Raw genomic sequence first — 19,943 nt, 5'->3', positions numbered from 1 at the left:
TTTGAGAAGTATAGTTTCTTGGTTTTGATGTCATAATCTGTTTCTAATTTTGAATATTTAGACTTTCATCACTCATTAATCTAGCGTAACTACTTTGTCAACACTCCAAGCTTCTGGTTTATCGTTAAATAATGGTTTTGTTTTACTCCAAACATTTTTGAATAATTCAGACTGTCTATAAGCATTTAAATCGGCTTCAGTATTCCAATAACTATATGTAAAAAAGATATTGCTATTTGTTTTATCTCTATATAATTCTAAAAAACGACAGCCTTCAAAATTTCGTATGCGTTCTTTGTTTAAATGAAAATTTCTAAGAAATTCATCAATATGTATTTCATTAAAACTCATTTTTACAATTCGTACAAACATAGTTTTTTATTATTTATTCAGTTATAAAATTAACACTTATAGAATCCATTAAGTCTAATCCCATTAATGTAGATGCGCTACCAGATGTTTCGCTATTACTTTTATAAATGGCAATTTCAAGATGGTTTGATGAATTGAAGACTACTAAAGATTTGCCTTCATCATTTCTTTTTTCCTTCGGGATATCGAAATTTACAATATCGCTATATTTTGAATAGATTTTTTTGAATTTATAATTTCTAGCAGAGATTTCAAAAGCACGTCCTTTTTGAGTTTTTTCAAAAAAAGATTTTTTAATATTAGAAATAACATTTCCGTAATTATCTATATAAATAACAGACCCAACAATTTGGTTTTGTTCTTCATTAACAAAAGGAATAATGTTTTTAATAGGTTTAATGGCTTGAATTATTTTACCAATAACTTCTAAGGTACCACCTCTGGCAATATGGCAAGCCACTTTCACAAATACATCAAGAGCAGGGAAACTGGTTTCTATTCTATCGTGAATGTTTATTTCAACAATTTTTTCAGGTGCAATTTCTGCACAAATCATACTCATAATACCATTGTTAGCACAAATAAAAAAATGATCGTCTAATTTTATGGCTAGGTGTTTATTTTCCACATTCATTTCAGAATCGATGCCTATAATATGAATGGTTCCTTTAGGGAAACTACTGTATGCATTTTTAATAATATATGCTGCTTCAGGAATATTAAAAGGAGATATAGAATGTGAGATATCAACAATTTTTACATCAGGCAATTCGCTATAAATAGCTCCTTTAACTGCACCAGCAAAGTGATCTTTCTCTCCAAAGTCAGTTGTTAAAGTAATGATTGCCATAGATGAATTGTTGATATTTTTTTAACTTAACTCACACTAAAATTGTGTAGATTTGTTTAAGCACAAATCTAATAAATCTTAATTGATAATTTTAATTAAATCCCATAGCTTTTGAACGAAATCATTATCGAACTTGAAGAAGTCTCTCCTAAAGAATTTTTTGGAGCACAAAATGTAAATATTGAAATTTTAAAAAAACATTTTCCTAAACTTAAAATTGTTGCCAGAGGAACTAGAATAAAAGCCTTTGGAGATGAAGATCTTCTTGAAGAGTTTGATAGGCGATTTAACATGCTTATGGAACATTACATTAAGTATAACAAATTAGACGAAAATGTAATAGAGCGTGTTCTTACTAGTCAAAGTAAGGATGATTATACTACAAGTGATGCAAGTGGCGAAACCATAGTACATGGAGTTAATGGTCGTTTGATAAAAGCTCAAACTGCTAATCAAAGAAAATTGGTAGAGTTAATGCGCAAAAACGATATGGTTTTTGCCATTGGTCCAGCTGGAACAGGAAAAACATATACTGGAGTTGCCTTAGCTGTTCAAGCTTTAAAAAATAAAGAAGTTAAACGAATAATTTTAACAAGACCTGCTGTTGAAGCTGGTGAAAATTTAGGATTTCTTCCAGGCGATTTAAAAGAAAAACTGGACCCATATATGCAACCTCTTTACGATGCTTTGAGAGATATGATTCCTGCTGAAAAATTAGCACAATACATAGAAAATGGAACGATACAAATTGCTCCATTAGCCTTTATGCGAGGTCGTACATTAGATCATGCATTTGTTATTTTAGACGAAGGACAAAATACTACACATGCTCAAATGAAAATGTTTTTAACCAGAATGGGTAAAGATGCTAAATTCTTATTAACTGGAGACCCAGGACAAATAGATTTACCAAGAAGAACTATTTCAGGATTAAAAGAAGCCTTACTTATTTTAAAGAATGTAGAAGGAGTAGGCATGGTGTTTTTAGACGATAAAGATGTTATTCGTCATAAATTGGTTAAGAAAGTTATTGAAGCTTATAAAAGTATAGAGAATAGAGAATAAAAAGTTAACAGTTTTCAGTAATAGTAAACAGTTATAATAACTAATTGTAACACTGAGCTTGTCGAAGTGTTTTTAAATAATAAAATGTCAAATAATACAATCATAGATACCAATTTTAACTTTCCTAATCAAAAAAGTGTTTATAAAGGAAAGGTTAGAGAAGTTTATAATATAAATAATAACCTATTAGTCATGGTTGCCACAGATAGGCTTTCGGCTTTTGATGTGGTCATGCCAAAAGGGATTCCTTATAAAGGTCAAATCTTAAATCAGATTGCAACTAGCATGATGAAAGCTACTGAAGATCTTGTTCCAAATTGGCTTATGGCAACTCCAGATCCTAATGTTGCTATTGGACATTTATGCGAACCTTTTAAAGTGGAAATGGTCATTCGTGGGTATTTGTCTGGTCATGCAGCCAGAGAATATAAAGCAGGAAAACGTATGCTTTGTGGTATTTCTATGCCAGAAGGGATGAAAGAAAACGATGCATTTCCTCAACATATTATCACTCCAGCTACTAAAGCTGAAATGGGAGACCACGACGAAGATATTTCACGAGAAGACATTATTAAAAATGGGATAGTCTCAGAAGCCGATTATGTGGTGTTGGAAGATTACACCAGAAAACTATTTCAAAGAGGTTCAGAAATTGCAGCAAGTAGAGGTTTGATTTTAGTAGATACCAAATATGAATTTGGAAAAACCAAAGAAGGTAAGATTGTATTAATCGACGAAATCCATACTCCAGATTCTTCTCGTTATTTTTATGCAGATGGATATCAAGAACGTCAAGATAGAGGTGAAGCTCAAAAACAACTCTCTAAAGAGTTTGTTAGACAATGGTTAATAGCTAATAATTTTCAAGGTTTGGAAGGGCAAACAGTTCCGGAAATGACAGATGAGTATATTGAAACTGTAAGCGAACGCTATATTGAATTATACGAAAACATTACAGGAGAAACCTTTGTGAAGGCAGATGTGTCTAATATTCAAAATAGAATAGAACAGAATGTTTTAGGGTATTTGAATAGCTAGAAATTTAGTTTGAACTTAATTATATAAAAAAGACCTTGAGAATTCAAGGTCTTTTTTATATAATTAATTTTGGAAGATTAAGAGTTAATCTGTGCTTCAATTTCTTCTTTTATTTTACGTGGTTTTTGTTTTAATTTATCTGTAATTTTATCAGGATTATCTTTTAGTTTTTAAGATAATATAATATTAAAAACCCCTAAAGGAATAAAGGCGATTCCAATCCAAAGAACAGCTGTCATTCCTGCAAACAATGGATTCCAAAGTAAGAAAAAAGAAAAAATGATGCCTAGAACTCCAATAAACATTAAGGTGCTCCAAGACTTGATACCATATTTTTTTAAGTCCTTTGAGTAACTAACAGCTGCAACATATCTAAACATGATAATAAAACCAATATATAAGTTAAAGTAACTGCCGATATTTTTGGATTCATTAATAATAGCAAACCAAGTAAAGCAGTTATAAATCCTACAGATAAAGACCAGCCCCAATTTTCAATTTCATTTTTATTAGAAATAGAAAAAAATATGTTGTGATAAAGTACATTGAATTTATATATTAAAAATAATTCTAATTGTTTTTACTATCAAGTTGAATTAAATTCTCCAGCAAGCTGCTTTAATATTTTTTGTTCTTGAATTCTATCCTTACGATACTCGTTCCAGTTGTTAATGCTTAAAGTTATTAAAATTCCAATAACTACCAGAACAATTTCCCCAATATCGTAATTGAGGTATTTGCCTACCTTCACTGAAGTTCCGACAGATGAACTTGTTTTGTTTTACATAATGCGGTTTTGACGGATGTGACGGAAGAATTTGATCATTAGTTTATATTTTGGTTAGTAAAATAGTAAATACTCTAAATTATATTCTGTTTTATTGTAGCTATAACATCGGTTCCTCGAGTTTTAAACCTTTTCAGTTTATTCCTGTAACTTCCATAAGAGTTCAAATAGTCGAAAAGGTGATTTTTAAACACATCATCTTCAAAAACCATATCAGCAATACGGTTTTTACTATTATTTATTAAAAGAACAGGTCTTACACCTTTATTAGATTGATATTCTTTTAACGTTGTAAATTTATCACTTAAACTACCTTCATCTATTTCAATTTCATATAAATGCTCGGAATACAACAAAATAAGGGCTTCTGAAAATTCTGTACTCAATTCATAATTAAGACCTATTTTAGATTCAAGCATTCGAACGCCTTTATCTTGAATTTGTATATCAGCAAAACCAGAAGTAGAATTAAAATATTTTCGCAAATAATCGAGATCTGTTAGAAGCGAATCACGATCAATATCTTCTCTCATTACCTTTTGCATTAATGGAATAGTAGCATCCATCCCTTTTAGTATACTATCAATTTCTGAAGCTGAATTTTCAAAATCATTAACAACTCGTGCATAAATATTGCGGATTTGTTTTTTCTCTTTCTGTTTCTCGTTCCAGTTATTAATAGAAAGTGCTATTAAAATTCCAATAACTACAAGGATGATTTCGCCAATGGCGTAAAGAAGGTACTTGCTGAACTTGTTTTCAGTCAGCATTTTTTGGCAGATATGTCTAAAGAATTTTATTATTGGTTGTATTTGTTCTTATTTTTTGCCTAATACTTTTAAAAGACTGTTACATTCATCAGCTATATTTGCAATGGATTTTACTCTTCCTTTAGCAAAGTTCGTTCTAATGGTATTCTCCAATCTTTGATCTTGAAGCAACAATTTTATTTCATCTGAAGTAGGTTTTTGAATATTCTTCAAACCACTTTTAGCCGTCGCAAAGATTTCACGGGTAGCCTCACGATACAGGTTTTCATCCTGTAGGAAGAGTTCATATTTGTAATAGATACTAACAATTTGTTTCCTCTGTGCATCATTTCTTATAACCTCCAAATCGCTGCTACTTTTCATTTCATCTATTGTGGAGGTGCTGGGTGAAAATATCTTGTAGGGATTCCATTGCAATTTAAAATATGCAGGAAGTGAATCTAATTGGTATTCAGGTTGATGGAATACTTTGTATATAGAATCCTTGGCATTGGCGGACAATACAGCGTCGATATATAAGATGTGAAGATTAACCGAATCTTTTTTTAAGTCATTTACTAAATCTTTAATATATCGTTGCTCCAGCTTAATGTTTTGTTTTTCTTGTTGCCAATTATTTATGGAAAGGGCAATTAATATCCCGATAACTACTAGGATGATTTCGCCTATGGCGTATTTGAGGTACTTGCCTGTTTTTCCTGTTTCCATAAGGTTTTTTCTGATATGTCTGAAGAATTTAATCATGGTTATGTAATTAGTTAATTGCTAACTGTTTCCAATTTTTCTAATAGCTCGTTGGTACTATTTAGTATGTCTGTATATTTACGAGCACTATTTCTATGAGCAATGAGTAGAAATTTGTAGGATGTATATACGTTTATTTCTTGAAACAGTTGCTGCAGGTCAGTCTCAAAAGGAATCTTTTCTATCACATTTGGTTCAACACTTAATTCATCATCTCTTGAGGGTTTATAGCTTGGGGAAGTGGTTTCTTCTATAAGGCTGTCTATAGTTGCTTTTGATTTTAGTATGCCAAAATCACTTATAAGCAATATGCCATTCCGATAGTAGGTTTCTTCATAACGGCTAATGTCTTTAAGCTTATACTCAACTTCTTCTACATAAGATGTGATGTCATTTTTTAGTTTTTCAGACTTTAGCAATGCTATATTACCAGAATTAATAAGTGATCTGGCTGTTCCAATTGTAGGACTGTAAATGGCAGTTCCTAATGGCATTGTCATATATTTAAAAATGCTGTCGTTTGGTGTGTCTTTTTTATAGAATGCATGACATACAATGGCACTAGCTTTGGCCATTGTTTCTAACATCTCATTGAATTCTATAAGTTCGGTTTGCGATTTTTTAAGATCTGCTTTAAGCTGTTCTAAAATTACCGCTTCGGCTTTATTTCTATTGCGTTCGTTGTTCCATTCATTAACTTGTAAAGCCAAAAGAATACCAATCATTACTAAAACTATTTCGCCAATAGCGTAAAGCAAATATTTACTGACTTTGTTTTCTTTTATCATATTTTGTCTGACTTTATGAAAGAATTTTATCATTGTTCCAGTGTTTTATTAATATCATGTATTAAAGTGGTAGCATGTTGTTTTACCATCTTGAATCCTCTTAATAAACTAAGATGCCTTTCATAACCCGATTTTAAATAATTTCGGCCACGAACAGAGGTGAAAAAGCTGATTAAAATAGCGTCTTGATCTTGTGTGTTGGTGAGCATGGTGAATGTTTCTAAAAGGGCAACATCTTCTCTAACTCTCATATCTTGCGTTCGAATTTCTATTTTGCCCATCATCGAATCAGTATACTTGCTATAGCGATTAAACTCTTCTTTATCTCCATCTAGATAGGCATCGAGTAATCCGCTTGTAGTTGTATGGTATGTGGTTAATTTGTTTGAAATTGAATCAAAACCTACAATTGAAGTTCCCGAATTTTGTAGTTTTTGATAACTCCGTTGTTCGATACCCATAGCATAATAGAATTGGTTAAAAATACTGTGAAGACTATCAGCTTGACTGGGTTTGTAAGTCACGTTTTGCAATGCCCAGATTTCAACAGGAAGACTTTTTGTCACTAAACGAATTACCCTATTCATGTTTAGGGTATCTGTAACCAAATCCTTTTTTATTTCAGAAAGGTAGTCTCTTGATGCTCTGATACTTTTTCGTTCTTCATTCCAGTTATTGATTTGTAAGGCAATTAAAATACCAATCACTACAAGAATGATTTCGCCTATGGCATATTTGAGGTACTTGCCTGTTTTGTTTTGTTCCATAAGATTGTAGCGGATTTTACGAAAGAATTTTATCATGATTCTTTATTTGATTTTTTTATATTCAAGTTGAACTTCTGTACCTTTTGTTCTTATAAAACCTACTACCTCTTTGTCATCGTTATAGAGTAATGTGCCGAATACACGTCCAGGTCCAGTAAAAAAGGTCTTTGAATCCGGATATAAAATGGTTTCTCTTAACACTGTTGTTTCATCCTTGTCTTTTGTGCTATAAAATAATTGATTGTTGCGCTCATTAATTACAAACTTATTCTCGGTATCTTCTCTTACATAAGTGCCAAGATAATGTTCATAGTCCTTCACGTTCTTCACAATAGACGTGTCTTTTTGAATGCCAAGATAGTTTGATAATTCAGAGTAAATTGCAATGGCCTCATTACGGAATTTTAAGGTATAACCAAAGTGATCGCCTAAAAACATATTTTGATATGTTACAACATCATTTAAATAATAAGGGTCATTAAGTAGATATAATACCATGTCGTCAGTTGTTTCTCTTAATATCATATAATTATAGAGCCATGGATTTAGCTTTCTTTTATCTACCCGCTCAAGAAAATTTGCCAAGGTAATCTTATCTGCATTGTCCACTTCATTCTTGTGGGTTCTATACAGTTCTTTTAATTTTAAAATGAGAGAGTTTTGATCTTGATTTAAATGGTTTTGATTGTCAACTAAATTGATATAATCATCATTTGCTAAATTAACTTCTTGAGTTCCAAATATGAGGTTACTGTATCTTCGATTATTTTTGTAATCGTCAAAAGTTACTTTTTTGGTAAGAACATTATAAATTAACGTGTCCTTTTTGCGATAAAATTCAATAAGACTATCAGATTTGTTAATATTAAATGCTAATTCTTTTTGAACCTGCTTTAATAGAACAAGGTTATAATCTGAGGCTTTGCGTTCTTCATTCCAATTATTAATAGATAAGGCTATTAGGATCCCGATGACTACCAATACAATTTCTCCAATAGCATATTTTAAGTATTTACCAGTTTTGTTTCCCATAATGAGGTTTTGACGTATGTGACGGAAGAATTTTATCATTGTGTTTTTTGCTCTAAATACGTATGTAAATCTGAAATCAATTTTTGATTTGTTTCCTTAAAAACCCCAAGATGAACCAGAACATTTTCAATATGGTCTTGAATAATTAGTGATAGGCTTTTAAACTCATTGGTAAAATAAAAGTTTAATAGATCTTCTTTTTTCCTTGATTCTGAAAATTTAAGAACTTCACTGGCAAATTGTTTTTTAAATAAGATATGCTCATTGTTAGTCGTAGAATTAAGTAGTTCTATTGCGAATTTAAGGTTGTTGTAATTGGTCATATAATCTCTTAAAGATTCCTTTATTTCCGGATTAGTAATGACATTTAAAAATTCATTGATATTACCACCAATTATTGACGTAAAATTTACACCACTATGTATTAAAATGCCACCATCTTTAACCATCTCATTTAATTCAGGAAAGTCAGTTTGGCCATTAGACAACGAAAAGGCCATATTTCTTGCCATTTTATCCAATGATTCATTTCGTTTTTCAAAAAAGATTGAATCTTGTTTGGCATCTTCTAGTAACTGTTTGCTAACAGCAATCTCTTTTAAGGTGGCCTTGCGGCTTTCATTCCAATTGTTTATTTGAAGTGCAATAAGAATTCCAACAACTACAAGGATGATTTCTCCAATGGCGTATTTAAAATACTTTGCGGTTTTGTTTTCCATTAGTAAGTTTTGTCTAATTTTTCTAAAGAATTTTATCATAAGTTAAGTTTAGTGACTGCCTGCCAGGAGTCAGGAAAGGAGGCATCTTATTTAGCTGGTATCTATCGTTTATGTTATTTAATTTTTTTAAACGCTTGTCTTTCATTACCCACAGACCAAATAAAACCAGAGACCTCTTTATTTTCATCATATACTAACTTGCCAAATGCTTTTGTGGGAAACGTAAAGTTAGTTTTGGTTTCTGGATATAATTTTCTTTCACCAAATCTTGTGGTGTCTTTTATGTGTTTCCATAACATAACTAAATGGTTGTTTTTAATTGTTATTTCACTATTAACTGTTTCATTATCTGAAACATAAGTGCCAAGATAGTGTTGATAGTCTTTTAAATCCTTAACAATTGAGGTGTCCTTTTTTATTTTTAAATAGTCTGATAATGCATTATAAATGTCTATTGCATGATTTCTGAATATGAGTGCATATCTGTTATGGTCTAACAAGTGTCGAATTTTGTATTCGGTAACTTCTCCCAAATAACTTGAATCTGTAAGATAATATGTAATCTGCTCATCAGAAGCCTCTTTATTTACATGATTATCATATAGCCACCCATTTGTTCCTAATTTTTTAATCTTATTTATTACATTATTAACGGTGTAAGCATCCATTAGATCAACTTCTCTTTTGTCGGTTCCGTAGAGATATCTTAATTTCTCTATAATTGAATCTTGTTCTAGATTAATTATACCTTGATTGTCTATTAAGGTTGTAAAGGCATCATTTACTAAATTGGCTTCTGTAGTACCTCGCATTAACGTTACATATTTAAGGTTGGATTTATAATCATGATAAGTCACTTTTTTATGAAGCACATTATAAATTAAGGTGTCTGTTTGTCTATATCTTTCAATAACATTATTAGCCTTATCAATATTAAAGGCTAACTCTTTGTGTACTTGTTTTAATAAAAGCTCCGTTTTATCATGTGCTTTTCTGCTTTCGTTCCAATTATTTATAGAGAGCGCAATAAGAATACCAATGACCACAAGGATAATTTCGCCTATAGCGTATTTGAAGTATTTGCCAGTTTTGTTTTTCACCATAAGATCGAATCTTATTTTTTGAAAGAATTTTATCATTTATTAGTAATAGGTAAAAATAAAACACAAAGGGCTTGTGTATAGTTAGTTACATAAGTTGGAACTAAGTTAGTAAAAAAACCAACCCAGAGAGTTAATTTAGAAGCCTTTTTAAAGCTTATTTAAATTAACTGCATCTAGTTTATTTGTGGTGTTGCCTACTTGCTAGATAAATTCCTAATTATAGTTTAAAAAGCATGTTTTTTAACTAGTGCTTTGTTGTAACACGTTTTATGTTTTTTTGTTCCATTACCTTTAGAATATGGTTTGGTAAAACAAACAAACCACCAATTTTATTGGCTATCATGCTAATATATCCAAGTAGTGCATTATTTTATTCAATCATCCAAGTACTCGAGTATGCAATGTATAGACGCATCATAACCTGTGCTACTTTTGTACAAAAATCTTATAAAAAATACCAAGGCTAATACAGATACCTGCAACCAAATAGGCATTATTTCTTCAAGATCTTTGTCTTCGCGCTTTCAAATTAAGTTTTAATGTTGTTGTGTTATAGGTATTTTATAAGCTCTCAAAAAGGGTACTTTTGTTACCAAATAGATTTTGTTTTATTTACATCATTCAAAATATTTCATTTTTTCAAGAAAAGTTCAAATGTGAATGGTTTTTTTACTAAAAACACCTTAAGATCAAGCATCGAAAAATCCTACAAAACATGAACTAGTTTAAATTACTTTATTACTTTTAGGAGTTTAATACCTGTTATGCAACAATTAGATCAATTACTAGCAGATTTTTCATCATTAGCTTGGGGATTACCCTTACTCATTTTACTAATTGGTGGAGGACTATATTTACTTATACTTTCTAAGTTTTTACCCTTTAGATTTTTAGGTCATGCTTTACAGGTATTACGTGGAAAATTCGATGATCCAGACGATGCTGGTGAAATTAGTCATTTTCAAGCCTTAACCACAGCCTTATCTTCAACCATTGGTATGGGAAACATTGCTGGAGTTGCTGTAGCTATTTCAATAGGTGGTCCAGGAGCCATTTTCTGGATGTGGATAAGTGCTATTATTGGTATGAGTACCAAATTCTTTACATGTGCTTTAGCTATTATGTATCGAGGAAAAGATAGTGAAGGTAAGATTCAAGGAGGTCCTATGTATTTTATTGTGGAAGGTTTAGGAAAGAAATGGAAACCTTTAGCAATCTTCTTTAGTTTATGTGGATTGGTTGGTGCTTTGCCTGTTTTTAATGTAAATCAATTAACGCAAGCAATAAACGATATTTTACTAGCTCCAAATGGCGTAACAGTAGGGTTTAATTCTAATCTTATTGTTGGAGTTGTTCTAGTAAGTATTACATCTATAGTTATTCTTGGTGGACTAAATCGAATTAGTAAGGTTGCTTCCAAAATGGTCCCAAGTATGGTATTGCTCTATTTTGTTTCGGTTTTATTCATTTTAATAGTCAATTATAATGTGGTTCCAAAATACTTCATAATGATTTTTACAGATGCTTTTGCAGCTACAAACTTCAAAGGAGATTCGTTTTTAGGTGGTATTTTAGGTGGTTTGATTCTTTTAGGAATTAGACGTGGTGCTTTTTCAAATGAAGCTGGAATTGGTACAGCTCCAATGGCTCATGGAGCAGCAAAAACTAACGAGCCTGTTCGTGAAGGCTTAGTTGCTATGCTTGGTCCAGCCATTGACACTTTAGTGGTTTGTACTTTAACAGCTTTAGCTATTTTAGTTACAGGTGTTTGGCAAACGAGTGATGCTAATGGTGTTAGTTTAACAGCATCAGCTTTTGCAAATGCCATGCCTGGAATAGGGAAGTACTTATTGCTAATTTGTATAGCTGTGTTTAGTATTTCGTCTTTATTTTCATATTCGTATTATGGTACAAAGTGCATGTCTTTTCTTTTTGGAGCAGACAAAAAGCACTATTACAACTATATCTATATTGCCAGTATTATTATGGGAGCAACTACTTCTTTAGCGATGATGATTAACTTAATTGATGGTTTTTTTGCCTTGATGGCAATTCCAACAATGACAGCTACTATTCTTATGGCACCACGAGTTATTGTAGAGATAAAATCGTATTTTAGAAGACTTAAAGAATCTAGCAACTTATGAGTAATTATCACATAAAACATTTAGAAGAATATTATCAAGTTTATAGAAAATCTGTTAGAGAGCCAGATAATTTCTGGGAAGAAGTAGCAGAAGAGCATTTTTTATGGCGAAAGAAATGGGATAAGGTTCTTGAATGGGATTTTAAAATACCTGAAGTATCATGGTTTCAAGGAGCTCAATTGAATATTACTGAAAACTGCATAGACAGACATCTAACTACCAGAGGAGATAAAACAGCAATTTTATTTGAACCTAATAATCCTGATGAACCTGCTGAGCATATTTCGTATAGAGAATTATACAAACGTGTTAACAAATTTGCTAATGTATTAAAAGCTCAAGGCATTAAAAAAGGCGATCGGGTTTGTATTTATGTGCCAATGATTCCGGAATTGGCAATTTCAGTTTTGGCTTGCGCTAGAATAGGAGCTATACATTCTGTTGTGTTTGCAGGCTTTTCGTCCACAGCATTGGCAACTAGAATTAATGATTGTGATTGTAAGCTGATAATAACTGCTGATGGTTCTTTTCGAGGTGATAAAACCATTGACTTAAAAAGCATTGTTGATGAAGCATTAGTATCTTGTCCAGGAGTGAAAACTGTATTAGTAGTTAAACGTATTCATTCTGAAATTACTATGAAAGCTGGTCGTGATTTATGGCTACAACCTTTATTAGATACTGCCTCAGCTGAAGGGAAGGCAGAAGTGATGGATGCCGAAGACCCTTTGTTTATTTTATATACTTCTGGATCTACAGGTAAGCCAAAAGGCATGGTACATACTACTGCTGGTTATATGGTTTATACAGCTTATACCTTTAAGAACGCATTTCAGTATAAAGAAAACGATGTTTATTGGTGTACTGCAGATATTGGCTGGATTACAGGACATAGTTACATTGTTTATGGTCCACTTTGTAATGGAGCAACATCTATTATGTTTGAAGGTGTTCCGCATTATCCAGATTTTGGACGTTTTTGGGATATTGTTCAAAAGCATAAAGTCACTCAATTTTACACAGCTCCAACAGCAATACGAGCATTGGCAAAACAAGGCTCAGAATTGGTAGAGCAATACGATTTATCTTCGCTTAAAGTATTGGGTTCTGTAGGCGAACCTATTAACGAAGAGGCTTGGCATTGGTATAATGATGTGGTAGGAAAGAAGAAGAGTCCGATAATCGATTCCTGGTGGCAAACAGAAACAGGAGGGATTATGATTGCTCCCATTCCTTACGTAACACCAACAAAGCCAACCTATGCAACCTTGCCATTTATAGGCGTTCAACCAGCTATAATGAACGAGCTAGGTGAGGAGTTAAAAGGCAATCAAGTAGAAGGACGTTTGTGTATTAAATTCCCATGGCCAAGTATGGCAAGAACAATATGGAATAACCATCAGCGTTATAAAGATACTTATTTTTCGAGTTTTGAGAATATGTACTTTACAGGTGATGGTGCTTTAAGAGATGAGGTTGGTTATTACCGAATTACTGGTCGTGTGGACGATGTTATTATTGTGTCTGGACATAACTTAGGAACTGCACCAATTGAAGATGCTATTAACGAGCATCCAGCAGTTGCCGAAAGTGCTATAGTAGGTTTTCCTCATGATATTAAAGGTTTTGCACTTTATGGGTATGTAACGCTTAAAGATGCAGGTGAAGGAAGAATTCATGATAATTTGCGAAAGGAAATTAATCAGTTAATTACAGACAGGATTGGACCTATTGCTAAATTAGATAAGATCCAGTTTACACAAGGACTTCCTAAAACCAGAAGTGGAAAAATTATGCGACGTATTTTACGTAAGATTGCAGAGAAAGATACTTCCAATTTAGGAGATACAAGTACGTTATTAAATCCGGAATGTGTGAAGGATATTATTGACCAAGCTATTTAATTAAGATATATTTTTTTACTATTAGAACCAAATTGATTGTTGACTTTTATAATTGTATATCCTTTATGATTTGTTATTAAATTTGTATTAAATTCATTAGAGTTAATATTACTTATTTTAGCAATTTCTTGTCCTAAAATAGAATATATGTTAATTTGAGTAATAATTGAATTTGATTTTACAATTAGTTGGTTATTATTCGATAAAAAAGTAATAGAATTTTGTTGTTCGTTAATAACTTCTTCAGTATTTAAAAGAGTTCCATTAGTTCCAGATGTATTTGGATTACTGAATGTTAAGTAATATCTATCTAAATAGTTTCCACTAGTAATATCTTGCTCAAAAAAGTTTTCATTAATTAAAGTGTAAGTGTCTTCATAACTATCGAATACATATACCTCTATTTCTTGATTAAAATTTTCTAAGCTATCTAATGAAATTTTAATTGTTCCAGAGTTAGTTAAGAAAAGTCCAAATGGGTACTGTTTTGTTTCGTCGAAAGAACCAACACCTTGAATAACATAGGTACTACCTTCAATCATCCAAAATAAATCATCTGGAAATTGATCAAAATTAGCGCCATCATATCCATAGTCAACTCCATCTGTAGCTGAATCATCTGTTGTAAACGCTAACAAAAGAGGTCTAATAGATCCATTAGGGCTTTCAAAATTAATTCGAATTCGTTGCATGATTCTATATTCACTTGAATTCGTAATATTTTCAAATGAGTTAGCATTACAATCACTTATTATAAAACATAAAGCTAATGCTAAGAAAAGTATAGTTGAAGATTTCATCAGTTAGATTTTGAGCTGTTAGGTGATGTAATATATTGTTTAATGGTAATATATCCATGAAAAGCAACAAATAACCGACAAAATACATGTTATTTTAACATTTAATCAATAAAAAAGCGACATAATAGTCGCTTTTTTAATTTATAAAGTTATTTATTATTGTTTAATTATTACTTTTTTACTGATGGTTTGATTATCTTCAGTAATTACTTTAATAATATAATTACCATCTGTAATACCTTTAACTGGAATTCTTATTTCTGGTAAAGATAAATAAGCATGTGCATTAGTTATTTCCCAAGAGTTTACTGTTTGACCAAGCATTTGTAATAAAAATACTTGCTTTACTTGTATTGAATTCGGAACATTGATGTAAATTTCATCAGAGTTATTTAAATAGTTAACTAATAAATCATCAGTATAAACATTCTCTGTTACATTTAATGTATTTGATTGAAACGTAATAAAGAATCTATTACTATACTCTCCAGCTTCAGCAGTTAATTGAAATGCTTCATTATTAATTTGTGTGTAAGTACCTAAGTAAGAATCATAAACAAATACATTTATATCATTTTCAAAATTTTCTAAATCAGTTAAACTAATTTCAAAATTACCACTAGTTTCTAAAAAGACGTGTAAAGGAAATTGTTTTTCAATATCAAAATCGCCTACACCTTGAATTACATATTTTTCAAAATTGATAACCCATGACATATCACTATTAGTAGATTCGTCATTGTTTCTACCATCATAAGCCCAGTCAACACCATCTGTAGCTAATTCATTTGGTACAAATCCTAATAATAGTGGTCTTCTAGCACCTTCTGGAGATGTAAATTGAAGTCTAAGGCGTTTTATTATAAGTTCTTCTGTATAATTATTTGAATTATTTGCTGATCTAATAAACACAGAACCTTCATAGCTATCTGCTGTAAAAGCTTCTGTTTTATAGATTCTTTGACTGTTATTAAATGTTACTTGGCCATTAGATGAACCTCCTTCAACAAAGAAACCTTGTCCAACTGGAATATACCTTTCAGGAATTTTTGTACCATTACTGCTTAGTATTAAATCTGGATGCTGAACAGCACCAACTCCTCCTGTGAAATTTAAAGCAGCATATCCACCTTCATATAGTTCCGTAATGTGAGTAGCATTAGATGTATAATGCTCCCAGAAATATAAGGTTCCAGTTATACTATTAGTACCACTTGGACCATTGTCTGTTATAAACTCTCTTGAATCAATAGCAGAAGGATATGGATTACCGACTAAGGATTGCTGAGTTGCTCCAATAGGAGAGGTAATAGTACCATTGTTAGGCTTACCTACAAACACATAGTTTTGATTAGCTGTTGCATTACCACTTCCTTTCATGGTATATCCAAGTCCAATTGGAATAGACGTGGTATTACCTATATATTCCCAAGAATAGTAATCTTCAGCAGGATTATTAATATAAGCGTATAACCAACGAGTACTTACTTGTGCAGGATTATTAGCTGCTGCTGTATAACCACCAGTCCAACTAATAGGTCTGCCCATTGGATTTGCAACAGTTGTTGTCCCATCTCTTAAAATGCTGCCAATACTATAAGTGTTACTAGAGTTGTTATTAATATCTGTAGTAGCATTATTTGGAGCTACTGGAGAACTCCAATAGTTATAGTTGAATGGATTTACAGTTCCTTGTTGATCTCGTTCAATGTAGCCCAAGCTTGTATTGTTGAAAAAGCTTTCATTAACTTGTGATGAATTATAACGTTTCTGTATTAATTGCGATTCACCAACTAAATCAATCTTACCATCTAAATCTAAATAATGTGTCACCCATAACATCTGACCTGTATTGGTTTCATTTTGAGGATTACTAGGATTAGAAATGGTTAATTCTTTATTTTGTGTATCAGAGATCAAACCTAAAACGGTAATGTCTTTATTTCCAGAATCAATATTATGCGAAATTTGAACAATATTCCAATCAATAGGTATACCATTAATACCATTGCTATTTGGTGCATCCCAAACATTAAAATGAGTCCAAGTATTATCAGTACTCCAATTCTGACCATCTACTCTAGAAGTATAAGGTATTGGAGCTGTTTCTTCTTGTAAATCAAAAATGTTTCTTAATTTACCAGCTACAGCTCCTGCATAAGGTGTTAGTGTACCACAATTAATATTCATTCTATAATAGCCATCTAAATTTGCCCAAGATAATCCTGGAATATCAAGAGGAACTACTTCTCCTGCAACAGAACCACCATTATTCATAATTTGTTGGTTCATCATATGTCTTAATTGATTGGTTGTAATGGCATTATTCCAAATACGAACTTCATCTAGCCATCCACTAAAATATTTAACAGGTTTATTTGGTGCATTATTAGCTTGATCCATAGCCCCTAAAATACATTTCATATTGTTTGGTGTAGGAGCAGAGCCACCTCCTGTTTTTATTTCAACTCCATCAATATACAATGTGTATGTTCCGGAGTTAAAAACGATGCCTAAATGATACCATCTACTTGTTGTTAATTTATAAGGTAACGAATTTATACTTCCTGAATTATTCCAGTTAAACGATACTGTTCCATTATTTGATAATTTTAAATCATAACCTGTAGCGAGATTATTAGCATCTCTTTTAGAGATAATAGTTCTCTCCCCAGAAATCGACTCTGGTTTTACCCAAGCTTCAATACTAAAATTACCAGATACATCATAATTATCATCAAACAATACATAATCATCAACGCCATCAAAATCTACACTATCACAATTGTTTATGGTAACATCTATACTACTTGTACAACCTGCAACTGTCCAAGTTAATCTGTAAGTACCAGGTTCTGCAGTAAAAGTTGAGTTAGGATTGTTTACATTTGAAAATGAACGTGCAGATGAGGCACAATCTATAGTTAAAGGAACTGCAGACCAAAATCCGTTTTCTCCTGTCCCTGGATAGTCAGTATCACCATTTGCTAGTACAGGTAAATGATAATTAGAATCCCAAACACCATTAGCATAGTTCTGCAATGCAGTCAAGGTATTGTCATAAGCTTTTAATTGAACTGTAGATTCTCCACATTCTCCAGCAGTTGGAGCAATATTTTCTCCAGCATAAGCCAAACTAGCACTTACTTGAATAAATTCTGTTCCTTCATCACCATCAGATCGACAGCCATTAATTAATGATGTTACTCCATAAGTCTGTACACCTGGAGTTATAGGTGTTATAGTTGTAGTTGATCCTGTTGTAACAACTACACCGTTTTCATCTGTCCACTCGATTACTTCATCTATAGGAGCTTGTGGGATTGTAATATTGTCAATACCCCAAGAACTAGTTGTATTACAATTAAAGACAAACATAATTCTTAAACCCACTCGACCAATATAATCTTGAAGATCTATACTTACATGATTGTCAATAAAGTCAGAAAGTACATTATCACATCTATTGCCTTGCATGTTATGTAGTGCAAATCCTGAATCACTCGGGCCATTATAATTAACTCCAGGTCCTGGGTTTAAAGTTATTGGATATGTAACACCATCATTTAATGACAACATAATAGAAGCCGTTGCACCAGCCGTAAAATAATATGCTTGATCAAATTCTAGAGTAGCTGTAGTTAACCCTAAGGTATTAAATATTGGTGTTTCTAACGTTGTTGTACCATTTATTCCATGTGCAATAGTGAATTTATCGTTAGAAATATTGTCATAACATCTATTTGTATATTCATTAGGTCCATTAGTTCCTCTCCAAGGGGAAGGATCGGTGTTATTGTTCCCAGCTTCCCAAGTAGCATTTCCATCTACTAGCCATCCTAAATTATTGAGGTTTGCAGTATTAAATAATCCTCCAGTTGTCAAATCTGGATTTATACCAAATTCACTTTGAGCAACTACGGTAATATCTGTTCCTAAACAGATATCAAAATCTGTAGGGCCAATAATTGTAGGAGGTACATCGGGTGGAATAACAGCCACATAGGTAATATTAGATCTAGCTTCACAAGCACCAATATTTATAATAGCTCTTACTAGTGTTGTTTGTAATATAGCAATTGTAGTATAAGAACTATTTGTGGTAGAATTAGGCGCAGGATTCCAAGTTAAGCCACCATCTGTTGATACTTCATAACCTGAAATATTACCAATATAACCACTCAAAGTAAGATACGCATATTGTGGTTCATCAGGACAAGCAGTTACTTGAATTATATTTGAAGCTGTCGGATTAGTTTCTATAGGTGTATTACTTCCATCCACTAAATACCCAATTAAAGTACCACCATCAATACTAGGACTTGTTACAGTTACAGTAGCTGTACAAGTATCTGTATTTCCACCAGCATCTTGAACCGTAAAGGTTATTATGTTAGGGCCAATATCGGTACAATCAAAAGTTGATTGTGATAAGGTATAAGTTAAGCTTCCAGTACCACAATTATCAGTGGAACCATTATTTATTTGTGAAGCTGTTATTGTTGCCGTTCCAGTTGTATCGTCTAATGAAACAGTTAAGTTTTGACAAACTGCTACTGGATCAATCGTATCATTAATAAACACGGTTTGATCTACATTAATGCTATTTCCATTCCCATCATTAAAATTCCAAGTAATAATATGTGCACCTTGGGTGTTATATGTTGTAGGGTTAGAAGTAGTACCAATTATAGTTCCACCACAGTTATCAGTTGTGGTTGGAATTGGAGCTGTAGCTGAGCATTGTCCATTAATTGTTGCTAATGTTGGAGTTAAAGGATTAATATTATCTTCCACGGTTACCACAGCTATACAGGTATCAATGTTTCCACTAGCATCAGTAACAGTTAAGGTGACATTGTTAGTTCCTAAATCTGAACAGTCAAAGGCAGTTTGTGAAGCACTTAAAGTAATTGTACTACAACTATCTGTTGAACTATTGTTTATTTGAGAAGCTGTAATTGACGCGTTTCCTGATGCATTTAATTGAATGGTAATATTTTGACATATAGCGTTTGGATTAGTGGTATCTTCCACGATAACCGTACGTGTTACTT

17 protein-coding genes are annotated in these 19,943 nt (G+C 32.1%); 4 read left to right on the top strand and 13 right to left on the bottom strand.

Going from position 1 to position 19,943, the window contains the following annotated elements:
- Positions 1–75: 75 nt before the first annotated feature.
- Together FVF61_RS08885 and FVF61_RS08880 are read right to left on the bottom strand one after the other, a co-directional pair.
- The gene (locus FVF61_RS08885) at positions 76–372 is read right to left on the bottom strand and encodes a putative quinol monooxygenase (RefSeq protein ID WP_148455452.1); all 297 of its coding nucleotides are present in this window, start codon (positions 370–372) and stop codon (positions 76–78) included.
- A gap of 13 nt (positions 373–385) precedes the next feature.
- Positions 386–1,222, bottom strand: coding sequence for an SAM hydrolase/SAM-dependent halogenase family protein (locus FVF61_RS08880; protein WP_148455450.1), 837 nt, complete (start codon positions 1,220–1,222; stop codon positions 386–388).
- A 111-nt stretch (positions 1,223–1,333) separates the two neighbouring features.
- Between FVF61_RS08880 and FVF61_RS08875 the strand changes: the two genes are divergently transcribed.
- Together FVF61_RS08875 and FVF61_RS08870 are read left to right on the top strand one after the other, a co-directional pair.
- Entirely contained in the window at positions 1,334–2,287 is a 954-nt protein-coding gene (locus tag FVF61_RS08875) for a PhoH family protein (protein ID WP_148455448.1), read from the top strand.
- 84 nt (positions 2,288–2,371) lie between these two features.
- The gene (locus FVF61_RS08870) at positions 2,372–3,325 is read left to right on the top strand and encodes a phosphoribosylaminoimidazolesuccinocarboxamide synthase (protein ID WP_148455446.1); all 954 of its coding nucleotides are present in this window, start codon (positions 2,372–2,374) and stop codon (positions 3,323–3,325) included.
- 170 nt (positions 3,326–3,495) lie between these two features.
- Here the strand turns inward: FVF61_RS08870 and FVF61_RS08865 are convergent, their stop codons facing one another.
- The 9 genes from FVF61_RS08865 to FVF61_RS08830 all read right to left on the bottom strand — a co-directional run bounded on the left by FVF61_RS08865 (position 3,496) and on the right by FVF61_RS08830 (position 10,071).
- Complete coding sequence (locus FVF61_RS08865) at positions 3,496–3,705, bottom strand: hypothetical protein (protein WP_148455444.1); 210 nt, start codon at positions 3,703–3,705, stop codon at positions 3,496–3,498.
- A gap of 206 nt (positions 3,706–3,911) precedes the next feature.
- The gene (locus FVF61_RS14185) at positions 3,912–4,076 is read right to left on the bottom strand and encodes a DUF6090 family protein (protein WP_158635204.1); all 165 of its coding nucleotides are present in this window, start codon (positions 4,074–4,076) and stop codon (positions 3,912–3,914) included.
- Positions 4,077–4,186: 110 nt separating this feature from the next.
- Positions 4,187–4,882, bottom strand: a complete 696-nt coding sequence (locus tag FVF61_RS08860; RefSeq protein ID WP_148455442.1) for a DUF6090 family protein — start codon at positions 4,880–4,882, stop codon at positions 4,187–4,189.
- Between the two features lie 48 nt (positions 4,883–4,930).
- Positions 4,931–5,590, bottom strand: a complete 660-nt coding sequence (locus tag FVF61_RS08855; protein WP_199757294.1) for a DUF6090 family protein — start codon at positions 5,588–5,590, stop codon at positions 4,931–4,933.
- Positions 5,591–5,640: 50 nt separating this feature from the next.
- The gene (locus FVF61_RS08850) at positions 5,641–6,447 is read right to left on the bottom strand and encodes a DUF6090 family protein (protein WP_148455438.1); all 807 of its coding nucleotides are present in this window, start codon (positions 6,445–6,447) and stop codon (positions 5,641–5,643) included.
- Entirely contained in the window at positions 6,444–7,217 is a 774-nt protein-coding gene (locus FVF61_RS08845; RefSeq protein WP_148455436.1) for a DUF6090 family protein, read from the bottom strand. The genes FVF61_RS08850 and FVF61_RS08845 overlap by 4 nt, the downstream gene beginning before the upstream one ends.
- A 6-nt stretch (positions 7,218–7,223) precedes the next feature.
- Positions 7,224–8,252, bottom strand: a complete 1,029-nt coding sequence (locus FVF61_RS08840; protein ID WP_148455434.1) for a DUF6090 family protein — start codon at positions 8,250–8,252, stop codon at positions 7,224–7,226.
- Positions 8,249–8,971: a DUF6090 family protein gene (locus FVF61_RS08835; RefSeq protein WP_148455432.1), complete on the bottom strand. Its 723-nt coding sequence runs from the start codon at positions 8,969–8,971 to the stop codon at positions 8,249–8,251. Before FVF61_RS08835 ends, FVF61_RS08840 begins: the two co-directional genes overlap by 4 nt.
- Positions 8,972–9,045: 74 nt before the next feature.
- Entirely contained in the window at positions 9,046–10,071 is a 1,026-nt protein-coding gene (locus tag FVF61_RS08830; protein ID WP_394348924.1) for a DUF6090 family protein, read from the bottom strand.
- A 728-nt stretch (positions 10,072–10,799) separates the two neighbouring features.
- Between FVF61_RS08830 and FVF61_RS08825 the strand changes: the two genes are divergently transcribed.
- Together FVF61_RS08825 and acs are read left to right on the top strand one after the other, a co-directional pair.
- Positions 10,800–12,182 (top strand): alanine/glycine:cation symporter family protein, encoded by a 1,383-nt coding sequence (locus FVF61_RS08825; protein ID WP_148455428.1) that lies wholly within the window; start codon positions 10,800–10,802, stop codon positions 12,180–12,182.
- A complete protein-coding gene (gene acs, locus FVF61_RS08820; RefSeq protein WP_148455426.1) occupies positions 12,179–14,086 on the top strand; it encodes an acetate--CoA ligase in 1,908 nt (635 codons plus the stop codon). Before FVF61_RS08825 ends, acs begins: the two co-directional genes overlap by 4 nt.
- Here acs and FVF61_RS08815 read toward each other — a convergent pair.
- Positions 14,083–14,886, bottom strand: a complete 804-nt coding sequence (locus FVF61_RS08815; RefSeq protein ID WP_148455424.1) for a hypothetical protein — start codon at positions 14,884–14,886, stop codon at positions 14,083–14,085. The genes acs and FVF61_RS08815 overlap by 4 nt on opposite strands.
- A gap of 156 nt (positions 14,887–15,042) precedes the next feature.
- Positions 15,043–19,923, bottom strand: coding sequence for a LamG-like jellyroll fold domain-containing protein (locus FVF61_RS08810; RefSeq protein ID WP_158635203.1), 4,881 nt, complete (start codon positions 19,921–19,923; stop codon positions 15,043–15,045).
- Positions 19,924–19,943: the final 20 nt, after the last annotated feature.

Source organism: Xanthomarina maritima, assembly GCF_008084905.1.
Lineage (GTDB): Bacteria > Bacteroidota > Bacteroidia > Flavobacteriales > Flavobacteriaceae > Xanthomarina > Xanthomarina maritima.
The sequence above is the reverse complement of the archived record's forward strand: the minus strand, read 5'-3'. Positions and strand labels throughout refer to the sequence as shown.

Coding starts and splice junctions, on each gene's coding strand:
- FVF61_RS08885 (WP_148455452.1), bottom strand. CDS start 372: ATGTTTGTACGAATTGTAAAAATGAGTTTTAATGAAATACATATTGAT.
- FVF61_RS08880 (WP_148455450.1), bottom strand. CDS start 1,222: ATGGCAATCATTACTTTAACAACTGACTTTGGAGAGAAAGATCACTTT.
- FVF61_RS08870 (WP_148455446.1), top strand. CDS start 2,372: ATGTCAAATAATACAATCATAGATACCAATTTTAACTTTCCTAATCAA.
- FVF61_RS08865 (WP_148455444.1), bottom strand. CDS start 3,705: ATGTTTAGATATGTTGCAGCTGTTAGTTACTCAAAGGACTTAAAAAAA.
- FVF61_RS08860 (WP_148455442.1), bottom strand. CDS start 4,882: ATGCTGACTGAAAACAAGTTCAGCAAGTACCTTCTTTACGCCATTGGC.
- FVF61_RS08855 (WP_199757294.1), bottom strand. CDS start 5,590: ATGGAAACAGGAAAAACAGGCAAGTACCTCAAATACGCCATAGGCGAA.
- FVF61_RS08850 (WP_148455438.1), bottom strand. CDS start 6,447: ATGATAAAATTCTTTCATAAAGTCAGACAAAATATGATAAAAGAAAAC.
- FVF61_RS08845 (WP_148455436.1), bottom strand. CDS start 7,217: ATGATAAAATTCTTTCGTAAAATCCGCTACAATCTTATGGAACAAAAC.
- FVF61_RS08840 (WP_148455434.1), bottom strand. CDS start 8,252: ATGATAAAATTCTTCCGTCACATACGTCAAAACCTCATTATGGGAAAC.
- FVF61_RS08835 (WP_148455432.1), bottom strand. CDS start 8,971: ATGATAAAATTCTTTAGAAAAATTAGACAAAACTTACTAATGGAAAAC.
- FVF61_RS08830 (WP_394348924.1), bottom strand. CDS start 10,071: ATGATAAAATTCTTTCAAAAAATAAGATTCGATCTTATGGTGAAAAAC.
- FVF61_RS08825 (WP_148455428.1), top strand. CDS start 10,800: ATGCAACAATTAGATCAATTACTAGCAGATTTTTCATCATTAGCTTGG.
- acs (WP_148455426.1), top strand. CDS start 12,179: ATGAGTAATTATCACATAAAACATTTAGAAGAATATTATCAAGTTTAT.
- FVF61_RS08815 (WP_148455424.1), bottom strand. CDS start 14,886: ATGAAATCTTCAACTATACTTTTCTTAGCATTAGCTTTATGTTTTATA.